Genomic DNA, 18,077 nt, shown 5'->3' on the forward strand with positions numbered 1-18,077 from the left:
CGGGTTTAACATGCTCGTGACATTTTTCGAGTCGCTCGACGGATGTGCTTCAGCCCCTGCTGTGGCAAGGTTTATCAGGATGGAGGTATTGTGTGTCCATCAAACTTAGGAAGTCGGCGAATGACGAAATAGAAGCCACCGTACAACAAAATGAGCAGCCTGTGTATCACCTTCCAAAGCTGAGCAAGGGAGCCAGCGCGGCATGGAGCGTGGCCATATTGGCCATTGGTATTGCGCTGATGGTGCTATTCTTTCATTTGGATAGACATAATGAGATCTCTGATGCCATCCGCTCCTCTGGTGGTTTTGGCATCATCCTGTCCATTTTGTTGATGGCTTTGTTTTGCGTCATTCCTGTCCCCTCAGAATTTCTCATGATTATGAACATGAAAGTGTTCGGCGTCTGGTGGGGCATTTTCTATACGTGGATCGGAGCGATGTTGGGGGCGCTCACTGTGTTCTGGTTTGCCCGATACGTCGGGCGACACTTGCTGGAGGCGTTTGTCTCAGCGGATAGGCTGCAGCAGGTCAACACGTGGATTGGCAATCGGGGACCCATTGGATTGCTGCTGGTGCGACTCATTCCCCTGCCTTTCATTGTGGTGAACTACGCGGCAGGTGTTCTTAAATCCGTAAAGCCGTTTGACTACATCTGGACGACCGCCGTTGGACTGCTACCTTATGATCTCGGCGCTGCGCTCGTGTTCCTCGGCATGTCCACGCGTTTCCGATACTACCTTGTGTTTGGCGGGCTGGTGGTCGCTGCCATTTGGATAGGCGGGTTTCTCTACAACCGATACGTCAACAAAGCACAACGATGGGCCCACTAACCAGGGCGTTCTTCACAGGGCCCTTCTCATCTCACATATCTGGCCCCTTGACATGGGCAGTGCCTAGGACAGCAAGCTCTGCCAGAGGTAGAAAACCGCGTACGCTCTCCACCCTTCCCAACCGCGCGACAACGCCTCCAATTCGGCAAGCGTCGGCTTTCTATCCCAGCCAAGGCGTCTCTGTACAGCTTGGTGCAAGCCCGCGTCCTGGATTGGAAATGCATCTTGCCAACGCAAGCAACGCATCAGGACGTAGTTGGCGCTCCATGGTCCGATGCCTCGAATCCGGCACAACTCGCGCTCTGCGGCCATCCCGGATCCAAGGGCTTGCAGACCTTGTTTGGACAACCTGCCGTCCACCATCCTTTGCGCGATGCCAATTAGATATTCCGACTTTCGCTCCGTCAACTGCAGTGCTCGCAAATGGCTGACCGATGCAGATGCCAGAGATTCTGGACGAGGAAAGAGCCAGTACTGGTTTCCGTTCAACGTCATACTATCGCCGTAGGTTTCCACGAGTTTCCGCTTCAACGTGTAAGCGAAGGCCAGGTTGACTTGCTGGCCAATCACGGCCCAGCACAATGCCTCAAACAGGTCTTGGACACCGACAATCCGCAAGCCGCGGTGGGCGAGAGTCAGGGGCTGGAGAAGCGAATTTGCCTCGGCCAGTGCGTAAAACGGCGTGAGATCCCGGTCCAAGTCAAACCACTCACGAACATACTGAACAACTTGGTGATCTCCCGGACGGTCACTCAAATAGGCAACGCGCAATGTATCCTCATTCTTCACGCCGACTCGAAGTAGTACGCGTTGCCCGGACAAGTCGATGTACTTCCACACCTCGTCGTTTGTGACACGATGTAGACATTCGTTCGGAGAACGATTCAGATATGCCAGAACCTCACGCCACGAGAATAAATGCGGCACTGCAATTTCAACATCGCGCCACACCTGAGTCACATGACATCCTCCATTCGTTCTACGTCGCAGATGATACACGGACTTGTTCATGAGCTACGTTGCGATAACGCACCGGAAAAATCAAGTGTGAAGGATTGGTTTACGGCACCAAGGCCGATGCAGGGTATACCCTGCATCGGCCTTGGTGTGGCTGCAATACGACAACGCTCAGAACGTCGGCAAGTTGTCCAAGTTGTTGTTCGGATTTCCATCCGCGTTGCTGCGCAGGTGGTAGTCTCCGTCCTTGCCGCGAAAGGCGTTGACGTTTTCGAGTTGACCGTTGAGCGCGAGATCAATGGCTTCGTGGTAGTCAATCTCTTCGCCGCTACTCAGGCGAAACGCAATGTTCCGCCCTTGGGCGTCTCTGCGAACTGCCTGAATCGACTTTTTTTCGTTCACGTTCATTCACATCTCCCCCCTTCCATAGTCTGGCCGAGAGAAGAGGGAGGTATGAGCCGCCTGCCCTGCTTTTACGTCCAGTGCGACATCCCCCTACTCACCATTCACTGCCATCCACGCTTGCGGTTTCGAAACTGAACGCATACTACGTCGCAACAATTGAAATATTGAGGTTGCAAAGAGAGCGGTGAGGAACGATAATACTTCGAGTAATCCAATTGATTAAATGGGGGTTAGGTGCATGAGGAAATGGATGATGAGTGCTGTTGTTTCGGCAGCCGCAGTAATGTTGCTTGCCGCATGCGGTACCTCGACAACCACTGGAAACAATACAACTGGCGCCACCACGGGCGATTTGTATAACCAAATCAAGTCCAAAGGCGTGATTACGGTCGGTACCGAGGGTACATACGCGCCGTTTGACTACCATGACCCATCTGGCAAACTGGTTGGTTTTGACATCGACATTATGAACGAAGTCGCTCGCAGGCTGGGTGTGAAAGCACAATATGTTGAAACGCCCTGGGATGGCATGTTTGCAGGCCTCAACGCCAAGCGCTTTGACGTAATTGCCGACGAGGTTGGTATTTTGCCGGACCGGGAAAAACAATATGACTTTTCCACTCCGTACATTGCGTCGCACGCTGTGCTCATCGTCCGGAAGGACAACAACACCATCCACTCGTTTGCGGATTTGAAGGGCAAAACTGCTGGGCAGTCCCTGACCAGCAACCTGTCAGCGATAGCCCGACAAAACGGAGCAAACATCGTAGCAACCCAAGGCTTTAACGATGCCATCGACTTGCTGAAGTCGGGACGCATTGACGCGACGGTCAACGACGGATTGTCTTTCCTAGACCTGAAAAAACATCAACCCAATGTTCCTGTGAAAGTGGTAGCGACCTGGCCACAGGCTACGTACAGCGGATTTATGTTCCGAAAAGGCAACCAGGATCTCGTTCAAGCTGTCGACAAGGCGCTCGCGGACATGAAGAAGGACGGAACGTACTTGAAGATTTCTAAAAAGTGGTTTGGCGCGGACGTCTCCAAGTAAGGAGGAACCACCGTGCAGAATCCAAGCTGGATGTCGTTATTTGCGACGTACTTTATTCCCATGTTCACAAAGGGCATCGAAGTCACGGTGCCCTTAACCCTGATTTCGTTCGTACTTGGACTGATCTTGGCAGTTCTGACCGCCTTGGCAAGGCTGTCCGGGTTTGCGCCGCTCGTCGCTATCGCACGATTTTACGTTTGGGTTATTCGGGGCACGCCATTGCTCGTTCAACTGTTCATCATTTTTTACGGCCTGTATCAGATTGGCGTGACGATACCTGCCTTTCCGTCCGCAGTCATTGGATTTACGCTGAGTGTGGGGGCGTACAATTCTGAGATCATCCGCGCTGCGATTCTCTCCATTCCCAAGGGACAGTGGGAAGCAGCGGAGTCCTTGGGCATGACACGTTGGCAGGCAATGCGCAGGATTATCATCCCGCAAGCGACGCGCGTCGCAATTCCACCACTTGGAAACTCATTCATCAGTCTGGTCAAGGACACGTCGTTGGCCGCGGTCATCACTGTGACCGAGTTGTTCCATGAAGCGCAGGCCGACGCGGCAGTCACCTACTCGCCCCTCGTGATGTACTGCGAAGCGGCGTTCATCTACCTGATTTTCAGCACCGTGCTGTCCACCCTGCAGTCTCGGATTGAAAAGCGATTAGATCGCTTTGTGGCGTAAGGGGGATATCATATGGCCATGATTGAGCTGCACAACATACACAAGCAATTCGGTTCACTCGAAGTGCTCAAGGGCGTGGACCTGACCGTAGACGCAGGCAATACGGTAGTCATCATTGGGCCATCCGGATCTGGAAAAACAACGCTATTGCGGTGCATGAACCTACTGGAGTTCCCCACACAAGGAACCCTGCGGTTGGGAGACTACACGCTCGAGTTCCAACCCGGAACACGCGTCAAGAAAGACACGTTGATTGCCTTTCGCAAGCAAACGGGGATGGTGTTTCAGGGGTATAATCTGTTCCCGCATATGACGGCCTTGCAAAACGTGATGGAAGGCCAGGTCACCGTGTTAAAGCGGTCCAAAGAGGAAGCACGTGACAAAGCCCTGCGCATGCTGGACAAAGTGGGGTTGAAAGATAGAGCGGATGCCTATCCGCACCAGCTCTCTGGAGGTCAGCAGCAACGCGTGGGCATTGCGCGAGCCATGGCGATGGATCCAAAAGTCCTGCTGTTTGACGAGCCCACATCTGCACTGGATCCAGAGCTGGTCGGAGACGTCCTCGAGGTCATGAAGGAACTCGCCAACGAGGGGATGACCATGGTCGTCGTCACGCACGAGATGAACTTTGCTCGCGAGGTTGCAGACAAAGTTGTCTTTGTAGATCACGGTGTGGTCGCGGAACAAGGGCCGCCGGAACACATCTTTGAAGAGACCACGAACGAACGCATCCTGCAATTTCTAAACAAACTGCGCCACTAAGCTATCCTTTCACGTACGTCCTTTTCGCGAGCCCCAATCATACACGCAAAAAAGAGCCGATCAGTTCAGGCTCTTTTTTTGCTGCGACAGAAAATTAAACATACCTCAATCGAATCATTACGGGAATGCAATAGAGAAATCAAACCTCCCTGCTATTCTCTTGGTGGGCGTGAGGGGAAGCGCAGGGGAGTGATTTCTGATGACCAAATTCAAAAGAAACAAAATAGTCATGGTCGGCATGATATTGGGTACAGCACTCATTGGTTCAAGCAGTGTCTACGCCACCATCTACAGCCCCTTTGGTACAAAGTTAGTTGGTCGGCAATCGAATGGATCCGTGCTGACGGACTCCAATCAATTCGTCACACCGGCCGGTAAACAAGTAGAGTTCGACGGAAACCCCATTTCCGTGGCCGTACGTCCAGACGGAAGGACCGCTGTCATCTTGAATGGACGGCGGGATTACGGAGGAAACGGCCTCAACATCGTGAATCTTGCAACGGGAAAGCAAATAGACACGAATTTCACCTTGAACCTAGACCACATGTGGGGATTGGCGTATTCTCCGGATGGAAGTCAACTCTACGCCACGGGTTCGAAAGGTTCGCAAGGACAGATCATTTGTATGTCCGTCGCTGCCGATGGGACTCCGACTGTACAAAAGACCATTTCGTTACCGGCAGCCAAAGTCGGGGGGAATATCAACCCGCTAGATCTGGCAATGAGCCCCGACGGTAAAACGCTCCTCGTCGCCCTCAACCGAGACAACAGTCTCGGCGTAGTGGACCTTCAAACCGGTCAATTGACCACCCGGATACCCGTGGAAAATGCACCGACAGGCGTTCTGGTCCATGGAAACACAGCGTACGTGACAAACCAAGGTGGAAGAACGGCTCAGTCAGGAGATTTTACGGTCGATTCTTCCGGAACCCCTGTTGTCGCAGACAGGAAGACAGGTGCCACCACGACGGGCACCGTGTCCGTCATTAATCTCAGTACAAACACGGTCACGAAAACCATTCCCGTGGGCGTGCAGCCAGAGCGGATGACACTGTCAGGTCACTACCTCTTCGTCGCCAATGCGAACAGCGACACGGTGTCGGTGATTGACACGCAATCGAATGCTGTGGTGCAGACCATTGACGTGAAGCCGTATCCGAATGCCCCACTGGGTTCGGCGCCAAACGCCGTCAAAATGATCAACGGCAACGAGCTGGTGGTCAGTCTGGGGCGGGACAACGCGCTGGCCGTCTACGATTGGCATGGCCCGCATGCTGCACCACACTTGAAAGGACTCATCCCCACCGCCTGGTTCCCCGTGGACATTGCCCTCGATTCTATGCACCATCGCCTCCTGGTTGCGAACGCGGATGGCGTTGGGTCACTGGGCCCAGAACGCAATCTGACGATTCAAGGAACCACTGTGACAGGCCACTCAGCTTACGCACAAAAAGGCTCACTGTCCATGATTTCGTTCCCTTCCACCCGCGACTTCGTTGAAGGGACAGACCAGGTCTACGCGGATAACAATTGGTTCGGACTCAACGAGCGAAACGCGAAGCCTCGCCCACATGTCCGCCCCGTGGCAATGCCGGAGCGAATTGGCGAGCCTTCTACCATCAAACACGTGTTCTACATCGTCAAGGAGAACCGTACCTACGACCAAGTGCTTGGGGACCTTGGTCGCGGCAATGGCGCTCCCGCACTGACACAATTCGGTAAAGATGTTACGCCGAACTTTCACCAACTTGCGAATACGTTCCCTCTGTTAGACAACTTCTACACCTCAGGCATTCAGTCAGCGAGCGGGCACCAGTGGGTGATGCAAGGCACCAACTCCGACTACGAAGACAAGGAAACAGATACAGGGAACGTGCGAAGCTACCCCGGTGGCGCTGGGGACGCGATGGCGTACGCTCCAACTGGTCATATCTGGGATGACGCCATCAAACACCACGTATCGGTTGTCAACTTTGGTGAAGACACAACGCAGTTTACCGGCCCAGAAAACTTTGGCAACTGGTCCGATTGGTACCATGATTACTTAAAGCTCTCTGGCCAAGAAAAGGGCCCGCTTCATGTACCCATAGGAGACTACCAAGCAACCAGCGATATTCCTTCGCTGGGACCCATCACGTACAAACCGTTCCCTACTTTCAATACATCCATCCCTGACCAGTACCGATATGAAATTTTCAAGCAGAAGTTTGAACAATACGTAAAAAACAAGAATTTGCCACAGTTGGTTACGATGTGGGTCATGGATGACCACACGTCCGGAAACTCGACCGGCCTTCCCACACCGCAGGCAGCCGTCGCCGACAACGACCTGGCCGTAGGGAAGATTGTCGACCTCATTTCACACAGCCCGTACTGGAAGGATTCCGTCATCTTTATCACGGAGGATGACGCTCAAAACGGCTTAGACCACGTGGATGGCCATCGGGAACCAGCCTACGTGATCAGTCCGTGGGTAAAAAGAGGCGTCATCGACAGCCACTACTGGACCGTCATTAACATGGTGAGAAGCATTGAGCAAATTCTCGGTCTTCCGCCGATGAATCAAAACGATGCAGCTGCAACGCCAATGAGCGAAATCTTCACCAACAAGCCGGACTTCACGCCGTATACCTTCGTGCCAAACCATATCCCTCTCGATACCCTAAACGGGCAACCGAACGCAAATACCACAGCCCTTGCGAATACGAAACATGTCACGGCTGGTACCAAGGAACTCTCGCAAGCGTGGACAGAGTGGTCCAACAAGTACAAAGGCGCCTTTGATGGGAAGACGGCAAAGCCTGACAATGTGAACGCGAACATGCTGAACCACGCCATTTGGTATGAAACGAAAGGGTTTGATGTACCGTATCCAGGGGATGACAAGGTTTTAACACCAGACCAGGTTGCGGAACAACCCGCGAGTAAGGCGCCATCTCCTGCGGACAACGACTAGAAGCGTTGACTCCCCGCCAGTTGTTGAATGAATGGGTTTGTCCACTAGACATGAAAGAAGGCAGCTGCCGCCGTCGGCGGACGACTGCCTTCTTTACATTCCGTTGACCTGCCCCCTTAACGTGCGGGTACAATGGATCCAGCGAACCATCATTGCGCAGAGAAAGGAGTTTGTCTCCTGTTCACCCTACGAGAAGCACAATTGGAGGATGTGCCCGACCTGCTCGCTATCTACAATGCGGCCATTTTGACATCCCCGGCCACGTTTGACCTCGAACCGCAAACACTGGAACAACGGACGGAATGGTTTCTTGCACATGGGGAGCGGTACCCGATTCTCGTTGCCGCAGACGAAGAGGCTGTTCTCGGTTATGCATGCTTGTCTCCCTTTCGAGAGAAGCCAGCATACGGAAAAACGGTGGAGACATCGGTCTACGTACATCCGAACGCACATCGACGTGGCGTAGGGACAGCACTCGTCTCCGCGATACTGGATAGAGCGAAGGAATTAGGCTATCACACTGTGATTGCCGGCATCACAGCCGGGAATGAAGCCAGTGAGCGGCTTCACCAACAATTCGGCTTTGAGAAAGTCGGTACGTTGCGAGAAGTCGGGTACAAGTTCCATCAGTGGCACGATGTTCACTTCTATCAACTCATGCTGTCGGAAAACGCATAGGCCCACGAAACGCAGACAGAGGCGGACGTGCGCGATGGACTCAGTTCAGGGGGTGTCGTCCACAAAGAGATGCGGTCGTACACGTTTCATGATGTCGCTCACGGCACGGTCCCCTGGTTCATGCGATTCATCGAGGTGGCTCACAATGCTCTGAAAATCCTGGTCATTGCGGTTCTGGCTCATTTTCTTGGACGCCTGCACGGATTCGACGAGGATTTCAAAGCCCACGATGGCTTTTAGCTGCTTGTCGAGGTATTCCAGCGGTAGGGTATCCCACGTGGTCCCTGCTGGCCGATGCGATTCGTAGCGGTTCACCATGGCAGCCAGCGTCTCCCGAAGTCGCTCCTCGTCGAGCAGCCGTACCCTGCCGGTGACGTGCACTGCCACGTAGTTCCACGTCGGAACGTTCACGTGTCCATACCACGATGACGAAATGTACGTGTGTGAGCCTTGGAATATGGCGAGGACAGTGGGCGATGTTTGGAAGGTTTTCCACTGCGGATTGGCTTGTGCCATGTGTCCCGTGAGTACCCATTGCTGCTCTCGGACTTCGAGTTCCAGTGGCACATGTGTAGCGATAGGTTGCTCGCCTACACAGGAAACGACCACCGCAAACGGATTCTCGCGCAGGAACGCCAACACCTCGTCTTGGTCCACCATCTGGTTTACCTTCGGAACATACATGGGGCTCACTCCTCCTCTTCCGTGCCGCTGACCATCGACACGACTACAGTAGCGGCTCTTGCGTCCCTCACACCGCGACGGACTTGCGGCTCCGTCTGCGCACGAAGAACGCCACGCAAAAATCGCTAGGGACATCTTTTTCGAAAGAGGACCACCGCTTTGTCAACAGTGGTTCCCAGTCGCGATACCGTTCCAGAACTTTCTTCCCTGGCAAGCGAAAGGTGACGATGGATTCGAACTGAAACTGACGGTGTGATGTTGCCCGCAATCCGGCAGGAAGCAGGCGGGCGTAGAAGATGGTGGTGAGCCGATTGGATCTGATGTGACCAATGTGCATCCAGCCGCGGTTGCGAAAGGCTCCGCTATACACGTGAAGTACACGGTGTACATCGTTAGACTGTACAGTGAACGCTTTGAATTCAAAGTGGCGCTCGGAAAGCGCAGCCATTTGCTGTTTCAGACTGTCCGGCAAAGATTGCACCATTGCAGCACTCGCTCCTCCTCATGGGAAAATCATCCGAATTCGGGATTCCAACTTCACCTTTCGCCATGTGAGCGGTGATCCGACGCGATGAATCGATACCAGTCCCTGATTCTTATGGGCCTTCGCGGCTGATCCATTTTACATAATTTTATCATTGCTACGAATTCTCCGTCATGATACTGTCATATTTGATAGAAAAGACAATAGATGAGGTAGGTCACACGGCCGATTTCGTAGTGGCCGTGTCAGTGTGATGGTTCACAGTGTTAAGGGAGGATGAAGTCATTTGTTTAAAAGCAAATTGACCGCAAGCATTGCGGCAGGTACTCTCGCGGCCGGGATGTTTGTCACTCAGGCCATGGCTGCCCAAACCACACCAAGCTGGAAAAATATTGAGTTGAACGGGCAATCTTTGTCGAAACCGGCAGGAATTGTACACGACGGAACTACATACATGCCCATCTACTACCTGCAGCAGGTACTCACGAAGTTGGGGATCCAGAATACCTGGGATGGGAAGACCCATAGTTGGAATTTGACCACGCCCTCCTACATGGAACCGAACATGAGCAATATTAAGTCCGGCACCGGGGACGCCAGCATTTACTTGAATCATACACTCATCCAGAAGGTCAATTCCGTTGCTGCTGTGGATCCGGCTTCAGGACAAGCCACCACCTACATGCCGATTTGGTACCTGGAGCAGATTCTCCAGCGCCTGCCTGTAACCCCCACCTGGAACGGTACTGTTTTGAATCTCAAAACCAACCTGAACTATGTTGGCAATTCGTCGACTGCCATCGTGAAATATACGGAGAGCCTGCTGACCAACCTATCTAGCACCAGTGACGTGAATTCGTTACTGTCCGAGCTGTATCACGAAGGCTACGTGACCGATAACTTCGTGAAAGCCATGCAAAATGATGCATCATCGTGGCAACAGTTTTTCCAAGAGAACGGAATCCAAAAGATAGAGCTCACCTTGTTCCACGCTGTGCCGGAGGATGGGAAGGTGACTTCCACCGAAATCGACCTGCCTACCACCGAAGTAGACACGTACTACTACACCAACGGTGCCTACTACTACCAGAGCCAGACGAACGGATGGACATTGCATCCCGCCTCCAACGGAGTCTGGCAGATTGACAGCGTAACAAACCTCGATGCGCAAGGAAGTGGCGATTCTACCTCAGGATCCGGAGCGTCCACGGGCTCAGGTGATAGCACGGGTGGCTCGTCGTCCGCGACCAATGGTACGAACAGTGGCGCAAATCAACCATCCAACAAGTGAGCGATTTGTAAAATTATTCCACAATGATTTGTCGTTATGTTGTAAATGGCTGAAGTCACGACGAACTTTCTATAGAAAACCAAAAAGTCCTCTGCATCACAACAGCCGCCCAAGACGACTTAGGCGGCTGTTGTGTTTTCACACGGATGGGTGCAAGGTACGAGTTGATGCCAGGCAGAATTATTTCTCGAAAGACGGGTCAATCGCATCCCGCAGTCCATCGCCAATGAAATTGATACAAAGGATGGTCAGCGTAATCAGTAACGCGGGCGGGATCCACGCCCAGGGTTCCGTGGACAAAGTGAAGTAATCCATCGATGAATTGAGGACGTTGCCCCAACTTGGCGTGCTCGACTTCACGCCAAATCCAATAACTTCCAGTGCGGCTTCGACGCCAATCAGGTTTGCCATTTGCAAAGTCGCGTTGACGACAATCGGTCCCAGGGACGCAGGCAACATGTGTCGAAAGATGATGCGCCATGTGCTGGCGCCGCTGATTTTCGCAGCGATGATGAACTCCGACTCACGCAAGGAAAGAAACAACGAGCGAATCATACGCGTGGTGCCTGGCCATCCGGTGAAACAATGGGACCCTCATTCTTTTGACCCCTTTGATGTAGACCCACCCCTTCTTCACCACGCCTGAGCTTGCTACGGAAAACGACGCTAAAAGCAATCTATATCTGTTCCTTCTGCCATCGCTGGACTTTTTTCACAAGCGTCGAGTGGTCCATCCCTAAGGCCTTTGCCGCAGCTCGGTAAGTGCGATGACGCTCCAGCGCCTCCATCACAATCTGCCGTTCAAAGCGTTGTATTTGTTGCTTGAGAGGGACGCTACCAGACGTCCCTTGGTTGCTTTGTATATGCAACGGGAGGTGATGCGGCTCAATCACGAGTGAAGGAACGGATACAATCAGGCTCTCCATCATATTTTTCAACTCTCGCACGTTGCCTGGCCAATTGTATTGACACAGGATGTGTCTCGTGTCCGGTCTCATTCGCTTTTCGACTCTGTACGCTGCAGAATAATGGTGAAAGTAGTGTTCAACCAACGCCTCCACATCCTCTGGACGCTCACGCAAAGGAGGGATGCGAATTTCGACGACCTGCAAGCGATAGTAGAGATCTTCGCGAAAACGACCTTTCCGCACTAGATCGAACAGATCCCGGTTGGTCGCGGAAATGACGCGGACGTCAATGGCCCGAGGCTGGATTGCTCCGACGCGCAGTACTCGAAGGTCTTGTAACACCCGCAACAGTTTGGCTTGCACCGGCAATGGCATGTCGCCGATTTCGTCAAGCAGGATGGTGCCTCCATCGGCGAGTTCGAACAATCCTGTCTTGCCTTCCTTTCGAGCCCCTGTAAACGCGCCGGGTTCGTAGCCAAACAGCTCCGATTCCAGCAGCGCATCGGGGATGGCTGCACAGTTGACCTTGATGAACGGCTGTTGGCTTCGGTCGCTCATTTGGTGGATGTAGTTTGCAATGACCTCCTTTCCCACACCGGAAGGCCCCGACAAGAGAACGCTGGTCGGAAACGGAGCCACCTGTTTGACTCGCTCAAGGATCTCTCGCATCTGCGGACTTTGGGCAATCACGGTCGATTTCTTGTGCGTAGTCACCTGATATTGGTGCCGGTTCAATTGGGACAATTCCTTAGCCTTCTCTAACTCCGCAGTGATACGATTCAGCTGGGTGATGTCGCGAACGCTGGTCACAACCAGCTCAATCTCACCCTGGTTATTGAAGACTGGATTTCCGGTCACAATCACTTCTTTGCCGTTACGCAAGTTTTGCATCATAGACATGGTCTTCTTCGTCTCCAAAACGAGGAGAGAGACAGATTGGTTAATGAATCCGTTTTCAACGAGTTCAGCCATGTGCCTACCAATCAGTTCGCGCCGGTTGGTTCCTGACAACGCTTCATAAGCCGAGTTGACCAACAGGGTGTACCCGCGGCCGTTGACCACATAGACCCCATCCGGAAACCACTCGATGACTTCTGCAAGTCTCGTGCGCAAAAACGTATCTATCACCGCCATGATGTACCCTCCACCAACCATCATTCAACGAAAAATGGATCACGCAAAGACTGGTGACATATTTCACCTTAGGTGATTTCTATCACCATCCTTCATTGTAATAATATACAGGTAATTTCGTCATCGTTTGGTGAACTATTTCACCAAATTGCTGGACGGTGTGCCACGTATGCCCGCTGCCACAGCTGAATCTATCATTGGCATGTTTCTTGCATAACACATGTCATGTCGACCCAACACTCTGAAGAAAGGGATGATAATACGTGGCGAATGTCGTGAAAACGCATCCAAAGCTGTACGTAATGGATAACGGCCGAATGAAGATGGATAAGAATTGGATGATTGCCATGCATAATCCGGCAACCATCCACAATCCGAACATCCCGAACGAAATGGTAGAATTTCCAATCTACACGGTACTGATTGACCATCCGGAAGGCAAGATATTGTTCGACACCGCCTGCAACCCCAACTCGATGGGGCCGAGCGGGAGATGGGCGGAAATTACCCAATCTCAATTTCCCTGGACGGCAAGCGAGGAGTGTTACCTGCACCATCGTTTGGAACAGTTAAAGGTACGACCAGAAGATATCAAATTCGTCGTCGCTTCGCACCTTCACCTCGATCACGCCGGTTGCCTAGAAATGTTCACAAACGCCACCATCATTGTGCACGAGGACGAGTTCAACGGGGCTCTTCAAACCTACGCTCGCAACCAGAAGGCAGGAGCTTACATCTGGGCGGACATCGACGCCTGGATCAAAAACAACTTGCAGTGGCGAACGCTCAAGCGCGATGAGGACAATGTGCTGTTGGCGGAGGGTGTGCGTGTACTGAACTTCGGCAGCGGCCATGCCTGGGGAATGCTTGGACTATACGTGGAACTTCCCGAGAAAGGGAACATCATTCTCGCATCGGACGCCATCTACACCGCCGAGAGTTATGGCCCGCCGGTGAAACCGCCTGGAATCATCTACGATTCCGTCGGTTTTGTGAAAACGGTTGAGCGGATCCGTCGAATCGCGCATGAGACGAAGGCCGAGGTCTGGTTTGGCCACGACGCAGAACAATTCAAAGCCTTCCGCAAATCGGACGAGGGTTACTATGAGTAATTTCGCAATTTGATTTCGTTGATGAAAGAACAACCCATGGGGGAGAGGAATGCCTTGAAAATCCGCGCAGCGGTACTGTACGAAATGGGGTTACCCGCACCATATGCGGAGAGCAAGCCACTGAAGATTGAGACACTTGAGTTGGATCCTCCCGGGAAAGGGGAAGTCCTGGTCCGCGTACGGGCGACAGGCTTATGCCATTCGGACTTGTCCGTCATCAATGGAAGCCGCCCTCGGCCGATGCCGATGGCACTCGGCCATGAGGCCGCCGGCGAAGTGGTAGAGGTGGGACCGGATGTCTACGACCTAAAACCTGGAGACCACGTGGTCTGCGCCTTTGTTCCGAGCTGTGGGCACTGCCTGCCGTGTCAGGAGGGGCGCCCCGCACTCTGTGAGCCTGGCGCGGCGGCGAATACAGCCGGTACGTTGCTCGGCGGTGAACGGCGTCTGCACAAGGACGGCCACGAGGTGCACCACCACCTTGGGGTCTCCGGATTCAGCGACTATGCCGTTATGGACCGTCATTCGCTCGTGAAGGTAGACCCTGAGATTCCATTTGACAAAGTCGCAATTTTCGGGTGCGCGGTCATCACTGGCGTTGGGGCCGTGGTGAACACAGCACGCGTTCCAGTCGGTGCCAGCGTTGCGATTGTCGGGTTGGGTGGCGTCGGACTGAGTGCGCTCTTGGGAGCCCGGGTTGCTGGCGCTCGCCGCATCATCGCGGTCGATGTGAATCCACAGAAATTGAGATTTGCAGAGGAACTGGGTGCGACCGATACATTTGACGCTCGCGATCCGGAGGTGGTCAACCAAATCAAGTCAGCGACGGGCGGCGGTGTGGAGTACGCGTTCGAAACCGCAGGCGCTGTGCCGGCGATGAACACCGCCTTTGCTATCACACGCCGTGGTGAAACGACGGTGACAACCGGACTTCCACATCCAAGCCACCTTTTCTCATTCCCGCAGGTCACACTGACCGCGGAAGAGCGGACGGTCAAAGGATCGTATGTCGGGAGCTGCGTCCCAGCTCGAGACATCCCCCGTTTCATCGAACTGTACAAGCAAGGGCGACTGCCAGTGGATAAACTCTTGACGGATTGCCTGTCGCTGGACCAGATCAACGAAGGGTTTGACCGCCTCGACCGCGGGGAAGCATCGAGACTGGTCGTCAGCCTATAGTTTGTGAGATGATGGTTGAGTGAAGGGAATAACTTTCGTCCTCCGGGCCAGGTACGCAGACTCCTCATCCACGTAGCGCTCTCTGAGAAGCCTCGCGCCACCAGCAGGGGACGAGTCGTTGATACCCAAAGAGGAGCGTGGTAAAAACATGGAACTTGGCACGTATCAGAACTTTATCGGCGGCGTATGGACCGATGGCGATGCCAAAGAGACGTTTGCCGTCGTCAACCCGGCCACCGAAGAGACCATCGCCACCGTGCCGAACGCCACGGCGAGCGACGTAAAGGCCGCCATCGACGCGGCCCACGCAGTACAGCCGGAATGGGCGGACAGTGTGGCTGCGGATCGCGCGAAGATCTTGCGAGTGGCGGCGCAGTTGATGCGAGAGCGGGTGGAACATCTCGCGCGCGTGATGACCATGGAAGAAGGCAAGCCGCTCGCCGAGGCCCGTGGCGAGGTGGCGTATGCAGCCTCGTTCTTGGATTGGTTTGCGGAGGAAGCGATGCGCGTGTATGGAGATACGATTCCGTCCAGCTCCAGAGACAAGCGTATCCTCGTTCTGAAGCGACCAGTCGGCATCACGGCCGCCATCACGCCTTGGAATTTCCCGTCAGCGATGATCACACGCAAGCTCGCTCCCGCGCTGGCGGCCGGTTGCACAATGATTGTCAAACCGTCGGAATTGACACCACTGTCTGCCTTTGAACTGGCGCGCATATTCGAAGAGGCTGGCTTGCCGAAGGGCGTCTTGTCCGTCGTCGTCGGTACCGACGCCCCCGCGTTGGCGAAGGTGATCATGGACGATTTCAGAGTGCGCAAGATCTCCTTCACCGGATCCACCGAAGTCGGTAAGATTCTGATGCGCCAGGCGGCCGACACGGTCAAGCGGGTATCCCTGGAGCTAGGCGGACACGCCCCATTCATCGTCTTTGAAGACGCCAATCTCGAAGCAGCGGTGGAGAACGCCGTCACGTGCAAGATGCGGGGCATGGGCGAAACCTGTGTCTCTGCCAATCGAATCTATGTGCAGCGTTCCATTTACGCTGACTTCGTCGACATGTTGGCAAATCGTATGGCCGCGATGAAGGTCGGAAACGGGCTCGAAGACGGCGTCAACGTCGGACCTTTAATTGAACGGGCAGCGGTTGAGAAAGTGAAACGTCATGTGGAAGACGCTGTAGCAAAAGGTGCTCGGGTGATCATTGGTGGAACCAGCGAAAGTACGCGAGGGTATTTCTACCCACCAACGGTCTTGGCCGACGTCGACCACACGATGTTGGTGACACAAGAGGAGACATTTGGTCCAGTGGCAGCCGTCGTCCCCTTCGACACGGAAGAGGAAGTCATCTCCTACGCCAACAACACGGAGTACGGTCTCGCGGCATACTATTTTACACGCGACATCGGCCGTGTGTTCCGCCTCGCCGAACAGCTGGAGTATGGCATCCTTGGGGCAAATGATGGCATGCCGTCGACGGCGCAAGCACCGTTCGGCGGCGTCAAGAGCTCCGGCATTGGCCGTGAGGGAAGCAAATACGGTATCCAGGAGTATCTGGACATCAAATATCTGTCACTCGGCGGCATCTTGGATTAAAGAACATAACCTGTGCCCTTGGCGCTCCATTGATGTCAAGAACAGGGGGACGGACCTGTGTCCGTACCCCTGTTCTGATCTAGGCACTTGCAGAATGAATTTGATTGAGCGAGTTACAACATTCCTCTTGAGCGGTTCAGCACGACGAGATGTTGCCTGCGTTTCCCTAATGCTTGAAACACCACATATTGTGCTGAACCAGATGTTCGTCGTCATGCAAATCGCTAGATTATAAGTCACCTTGTAAGCGACGAGACATGTATCTTTTTTCGATGCGAAGTCCATCTTCTGGGATAACCCATCTTCTAGAGCGGTGTATGTGTTGCAGTTTGTCAAGGTATGATTCTATCTCCGAATTTTTCAGAAATTGTTTTAGTTCGGCTCTCCCTGCTTGCATGTGAATCCTCATCCTTTTCCGATGGTAGTATCACAAACTGGTGTTTCCCATGTGCCTGCTATTTTATACGGATGATTCTGTATGTTCATTTCATCACTTCTGTGCTTGGATACATCGAGCATCTGGGGGGTTTAACCAAAAACCCCGTAGATTGCGTCTACGGGGTGAATCACTCAAGCCGCCACCGTCGCCAGATCCCTACTTGGTTGTACGTTCGTAATACTCAAGTATCCTGTCCTTGACCCAAAGACTGGAGTCCCTTTTCTCAGAGTCAAGTCTCGATTCAATCATCTTTCCTATCATTTCAGAATCCATTTGCACCTTCAACACTCGGCGAACTACCATTTCATTTGCTTTAGCCATGAGAAAAGCACCTCCTGTATTTGTCTTCAAGATGGCTTCGAAAGCGAATGGATAGGGGGGCTTCCCGCCCCTCCCCATCCAACTTTCGTATCTCAAACAAACTGTTCTTCTTCGGTCGAACCAGTCAGGGCAGTTGTCGAAGCGGAACCAGCAGCAATCACCTGTGCCACTTCGTCGAAGTAGCCCGTACCGACTTCCCGCTGATGGCGAGTTGCGGTGTAGCCGTACTGTTCGCTTGCGAATTCCGCCTGCTGCAAGTCGGAGTAGGCTGCCATACCGCGTCGGTTGTAGTCCCACGCCAATTGGAACATGCTGTGGTTTAACGTGTGGAATCCAGCCAGCGTGACGAACTGGAACTTGTATCCCATTTGTCCGAGCATCGTCTGGAACTCCGCAATCGTCTTTTCATCCAGTTTCTTGCGCCAGTTGAACGACGGCGAGCAGTTGTACGCCAGCAACTTGTCTGGGAACTCCGCGTGAATCGCCTCCGCGAACTTGCGCGCTTCTTCGATGTTCGGTTCGGAGGTCTCACACCAGACCAAGTCCGCGTACGGCGCGTACGCCAGTCCCCGTGCGATGGCCGCATCGATACCGCCCCTCATCCGGAAGAA

General features: G+C 53.5%; 15 protein-coding genes and 2 pseudogenes. 10 read left to right on the forward strand and 7 right to left on the reverse strand.

Annotated elements, in window-relative coordinates; all coding sequences use genetic code 11:
• The first annotated feature begins 92 nt into the window (after nt 1-92).
• Nucleotides 93-830 carry a TVP38/TMEM64 family protein gene (locus tag YWK_RS0111595; protein ID WP_051375512.1) on the forward strand — a complete coding sequence of 246 codons (738 nt, stop codon included), beginning with the start codon at nt 93-95 and terminating at the stop codon, nt 828-830.
• Between the two features lie 63 nt (nt 831-893).
• Here YWK_RS0111595 and YWK_RS0111600 read toward each other — a convergent pair whose 3' ends face one another.
• Both YWK_RS0111600 and YWK_RS0111605 read right to left on the reverse strand, forming a co-directional pair.
• Nucleotides 894-1,790, reverse strand: coding sequence for a DNA-3-methyladenine glycosylase 2 (locus YWK_RS0111600; protein WP_026964932.1), 897 nt, complete (start codon nt 1,788-1,790; stop codon nt 894-896).
• A 168-nt stretch (nt 1,791-1,958) separates the two neighbouring features.
• Nucleotides 1,959-2,195, reverse strand: a complete 237-nt coding sequence (locus YWK_RS0111605; protein ID WP_026964933.1) for a DUF3892 domain-containing protein — start codon at nt 2,193-2,195, stop codon at nt 1,959-1,961.
• Nucleotides 2,196-2,430: 235 nt separating this feature from the next.
• On the opposite strand from YWK_RS0111605, the gene YWK_RS0111610 reads away from it, so the two are divergent.
• From YWK_RS0111610 to YWK_RS0111630, 5 genes are all read left to right on the forward strand, one after another.
• Nucleotides 2,431-3,243, forward strand: coding sequence for an amino acid ABC transporter substrate-binding protein (locus tag YWK_RS0111610; protein WP_026964934.1), 813 nt, complete (start codon nt 2,431-2,433; stop codon nt 3,241-3,243).
• 30 nt (nt 3,244-3,273) lie between these two features.
• Nucleotides 3,274-3,924, forward strand: a complete 651-nt coding sequence (locus tag YWK_RS0111615) for an amino acid ABC transporter permease (RefSeq protein WP_026964935.1) — start codon at nt 3,274-3,276, stop codon at nt 3,922-3,924.
• A gap of 18 nt (nt 3,925-3,942) precedes the next feature.
• Entirely contained in the window at nt 3,943-4,686 is a 744-nt protein-coding gene (locus tag YWK_RS0111620) for an amino acid ABC transporter ATP-binding protein (RefSeq protein ID WP_026964936.1), read from the forward strand.
• Nucleotides 4,687-4,885: 199 nt separating this feature from the next.
• Entirely contained in the window at nt 4,886-7,642 is a 2,757-nt protein-coding gene (locus YWK_RS0111625) for an alkaline phosphatase family protein (protein WP_035466775.1), read from the forward strand.
• 132 nt (nt 7,643-7,774) lie between these two features.
• Nucleotides 7,775-8,320 carry a GNAT family N-acetyltransferase gene (locus YWK_RS0111630; RefSeq protein ID WP_051375513.1) on the forward strand — a complete coding sequence of 182 codons (546 nt, stop codon included), beginning with the start codon at nt 7,775-7,777 and terminating at the stop codon, nt 8,318-8,320.
• A gap of 45 nt (nt 8,321-8,365) precedes the next feature.
• Here YWK_RS0111630 and YWK_RS0111635 read toward each other — a convergent pair whose 3' ends face one another.
• The gene (locus YWK_RS0111635) at nt 8,366-9,004 is read right to left on the reverse strand and encodes an FMN-binding negative transcriptional regulator (protein WP_026964939.1); all 639 of its coding nucleotides are present in this window, start codon (nt 9,002-9,004) and stop codon (nt 8,366-8,368) included.
• Between the two features lie 67 nt (nt 9,005-9,071).
• The gene (locus tag YWK_RS0111640; protein ID WP_026964940.1) at nt 9,072-9,488 is read right to left on the reverse strand and encodes a hypothetical protein; all 417 of its coding nucleotides are present in this window, start codon (nt 9,486-9,488) and stop codon (nt 9,072-9,074) included.
• A gap of 286 nt (nt 9,489-9,774) precedes the next feature.
• On the opposite strand from YWK_RS0111640, the gene YWK_RS0111645 reads away from it, so the two are divergent.
• Nucleotides 9,775-10,779 carry a hypothetical protein gene (locus YWK_RS0111645; RefSeq protein ID WP_026964941.1) on the forward strand — a complete coding sequence of 335 codons (1,005 nt, stop codon included), beginning with the start codon at nt 9,775-9,777 and terminating at the stop codon, nt 10,777-10,779.
• A 180-nt stretch (nt 10,780-10,959) separates the two neighbouring features.
• Here the strand turns inward: YWK_RS0111645 and YWK_RS19625 are convergent.
• Together YWK_RS19625 and YWK_RS19630 are read right to left on the reverse strand one after the other, a co-directional pair.
• Nucleotides 10,960-11,349 (reverse strand): annotated as a pseudogene (locus YWK_RS19625) (ABC transporter permease); the annotation flags it as partial.
• A 107-nt stretch (nt 11,350-11,456) separates the two neighbouring features.
• Nucleotides 11,457-12,821: a sigma-54 interaction domain-containing protein gene (locus YWK_RS19630; protein WP_051375515.1), complete on the reverse strand. Its 1,365-nt coding sequence runs from the start codon at nt 12,819-12,821 to the stop codon at nt 11,457-11,459.
• Between the two features lie 263 nt (nt 12,822-13,084).
• Between YWK_RS19630 and ahlS the strand changes: the two genes are divergently transcribed.
• The 3 genes from ahlS (at nt 13,085) to YWK_RS0111670 (ending at nt 16,706) form a co-directional block, all read left to right on the forward strand.
• Nucleotides 13,085-13,933, forward strand: a complete 849-nt coding sequence (ahlS, locus tag YWK_RS0111660; RefSeq protein WP_026964942.1) for an AhlS family quorum-quenching N-acyl homoserine lactonase — start codon at nt 13,085-13,087, stop codon at nt 13,931-13,933.
• Between the two features lie 54 nt (nt 13,934-13,987).
• Entirely contained in the window at nt 13,988-15,112 is a 1,125-nt protein-coding gene (locus YWK_RS0111665) for a zinc-dependent alcohol dehydrogenase family protein (protein WP_026964943.1), read from the forward strand.
• Nucleotides 15,113-15,260: 148 nt separating this feature from the next.
• Complete coding sequence (locus YWK_RS0111670; protein WP_026964944.1) at nt 15,261-16,706, forward strand: NAD-dependent succinate-semialdehyde dehydrogenase; 1,446 nt, start codon at nt 15,261-15,263, stop codon at nt 16,704-16,706.
• An 852-nt stretch (nt 16,707-17,558) separates the two neighbouring features.
• Here YWK_RS0111670 and YWK_RS0111680 read toward each other — a convergent pair.
• Nucleotides 17,559-18,077: pseudogene (locus YWK_RS0111680) on the reverse strand (isocitrate lyase); the annotation flags it as partial.

Origin of the sequence: Alicyclobacillus pomorum DSM 14955 (genome assembly GCF_000472905.1) — a bacterium.
GTDB lineage: Bacteria > Bacillota > Bacilli > Alicyclobacillales > Alicyclobacillaceae > Alicyclobacillus_A > Alicyclobacillus_A pomorum.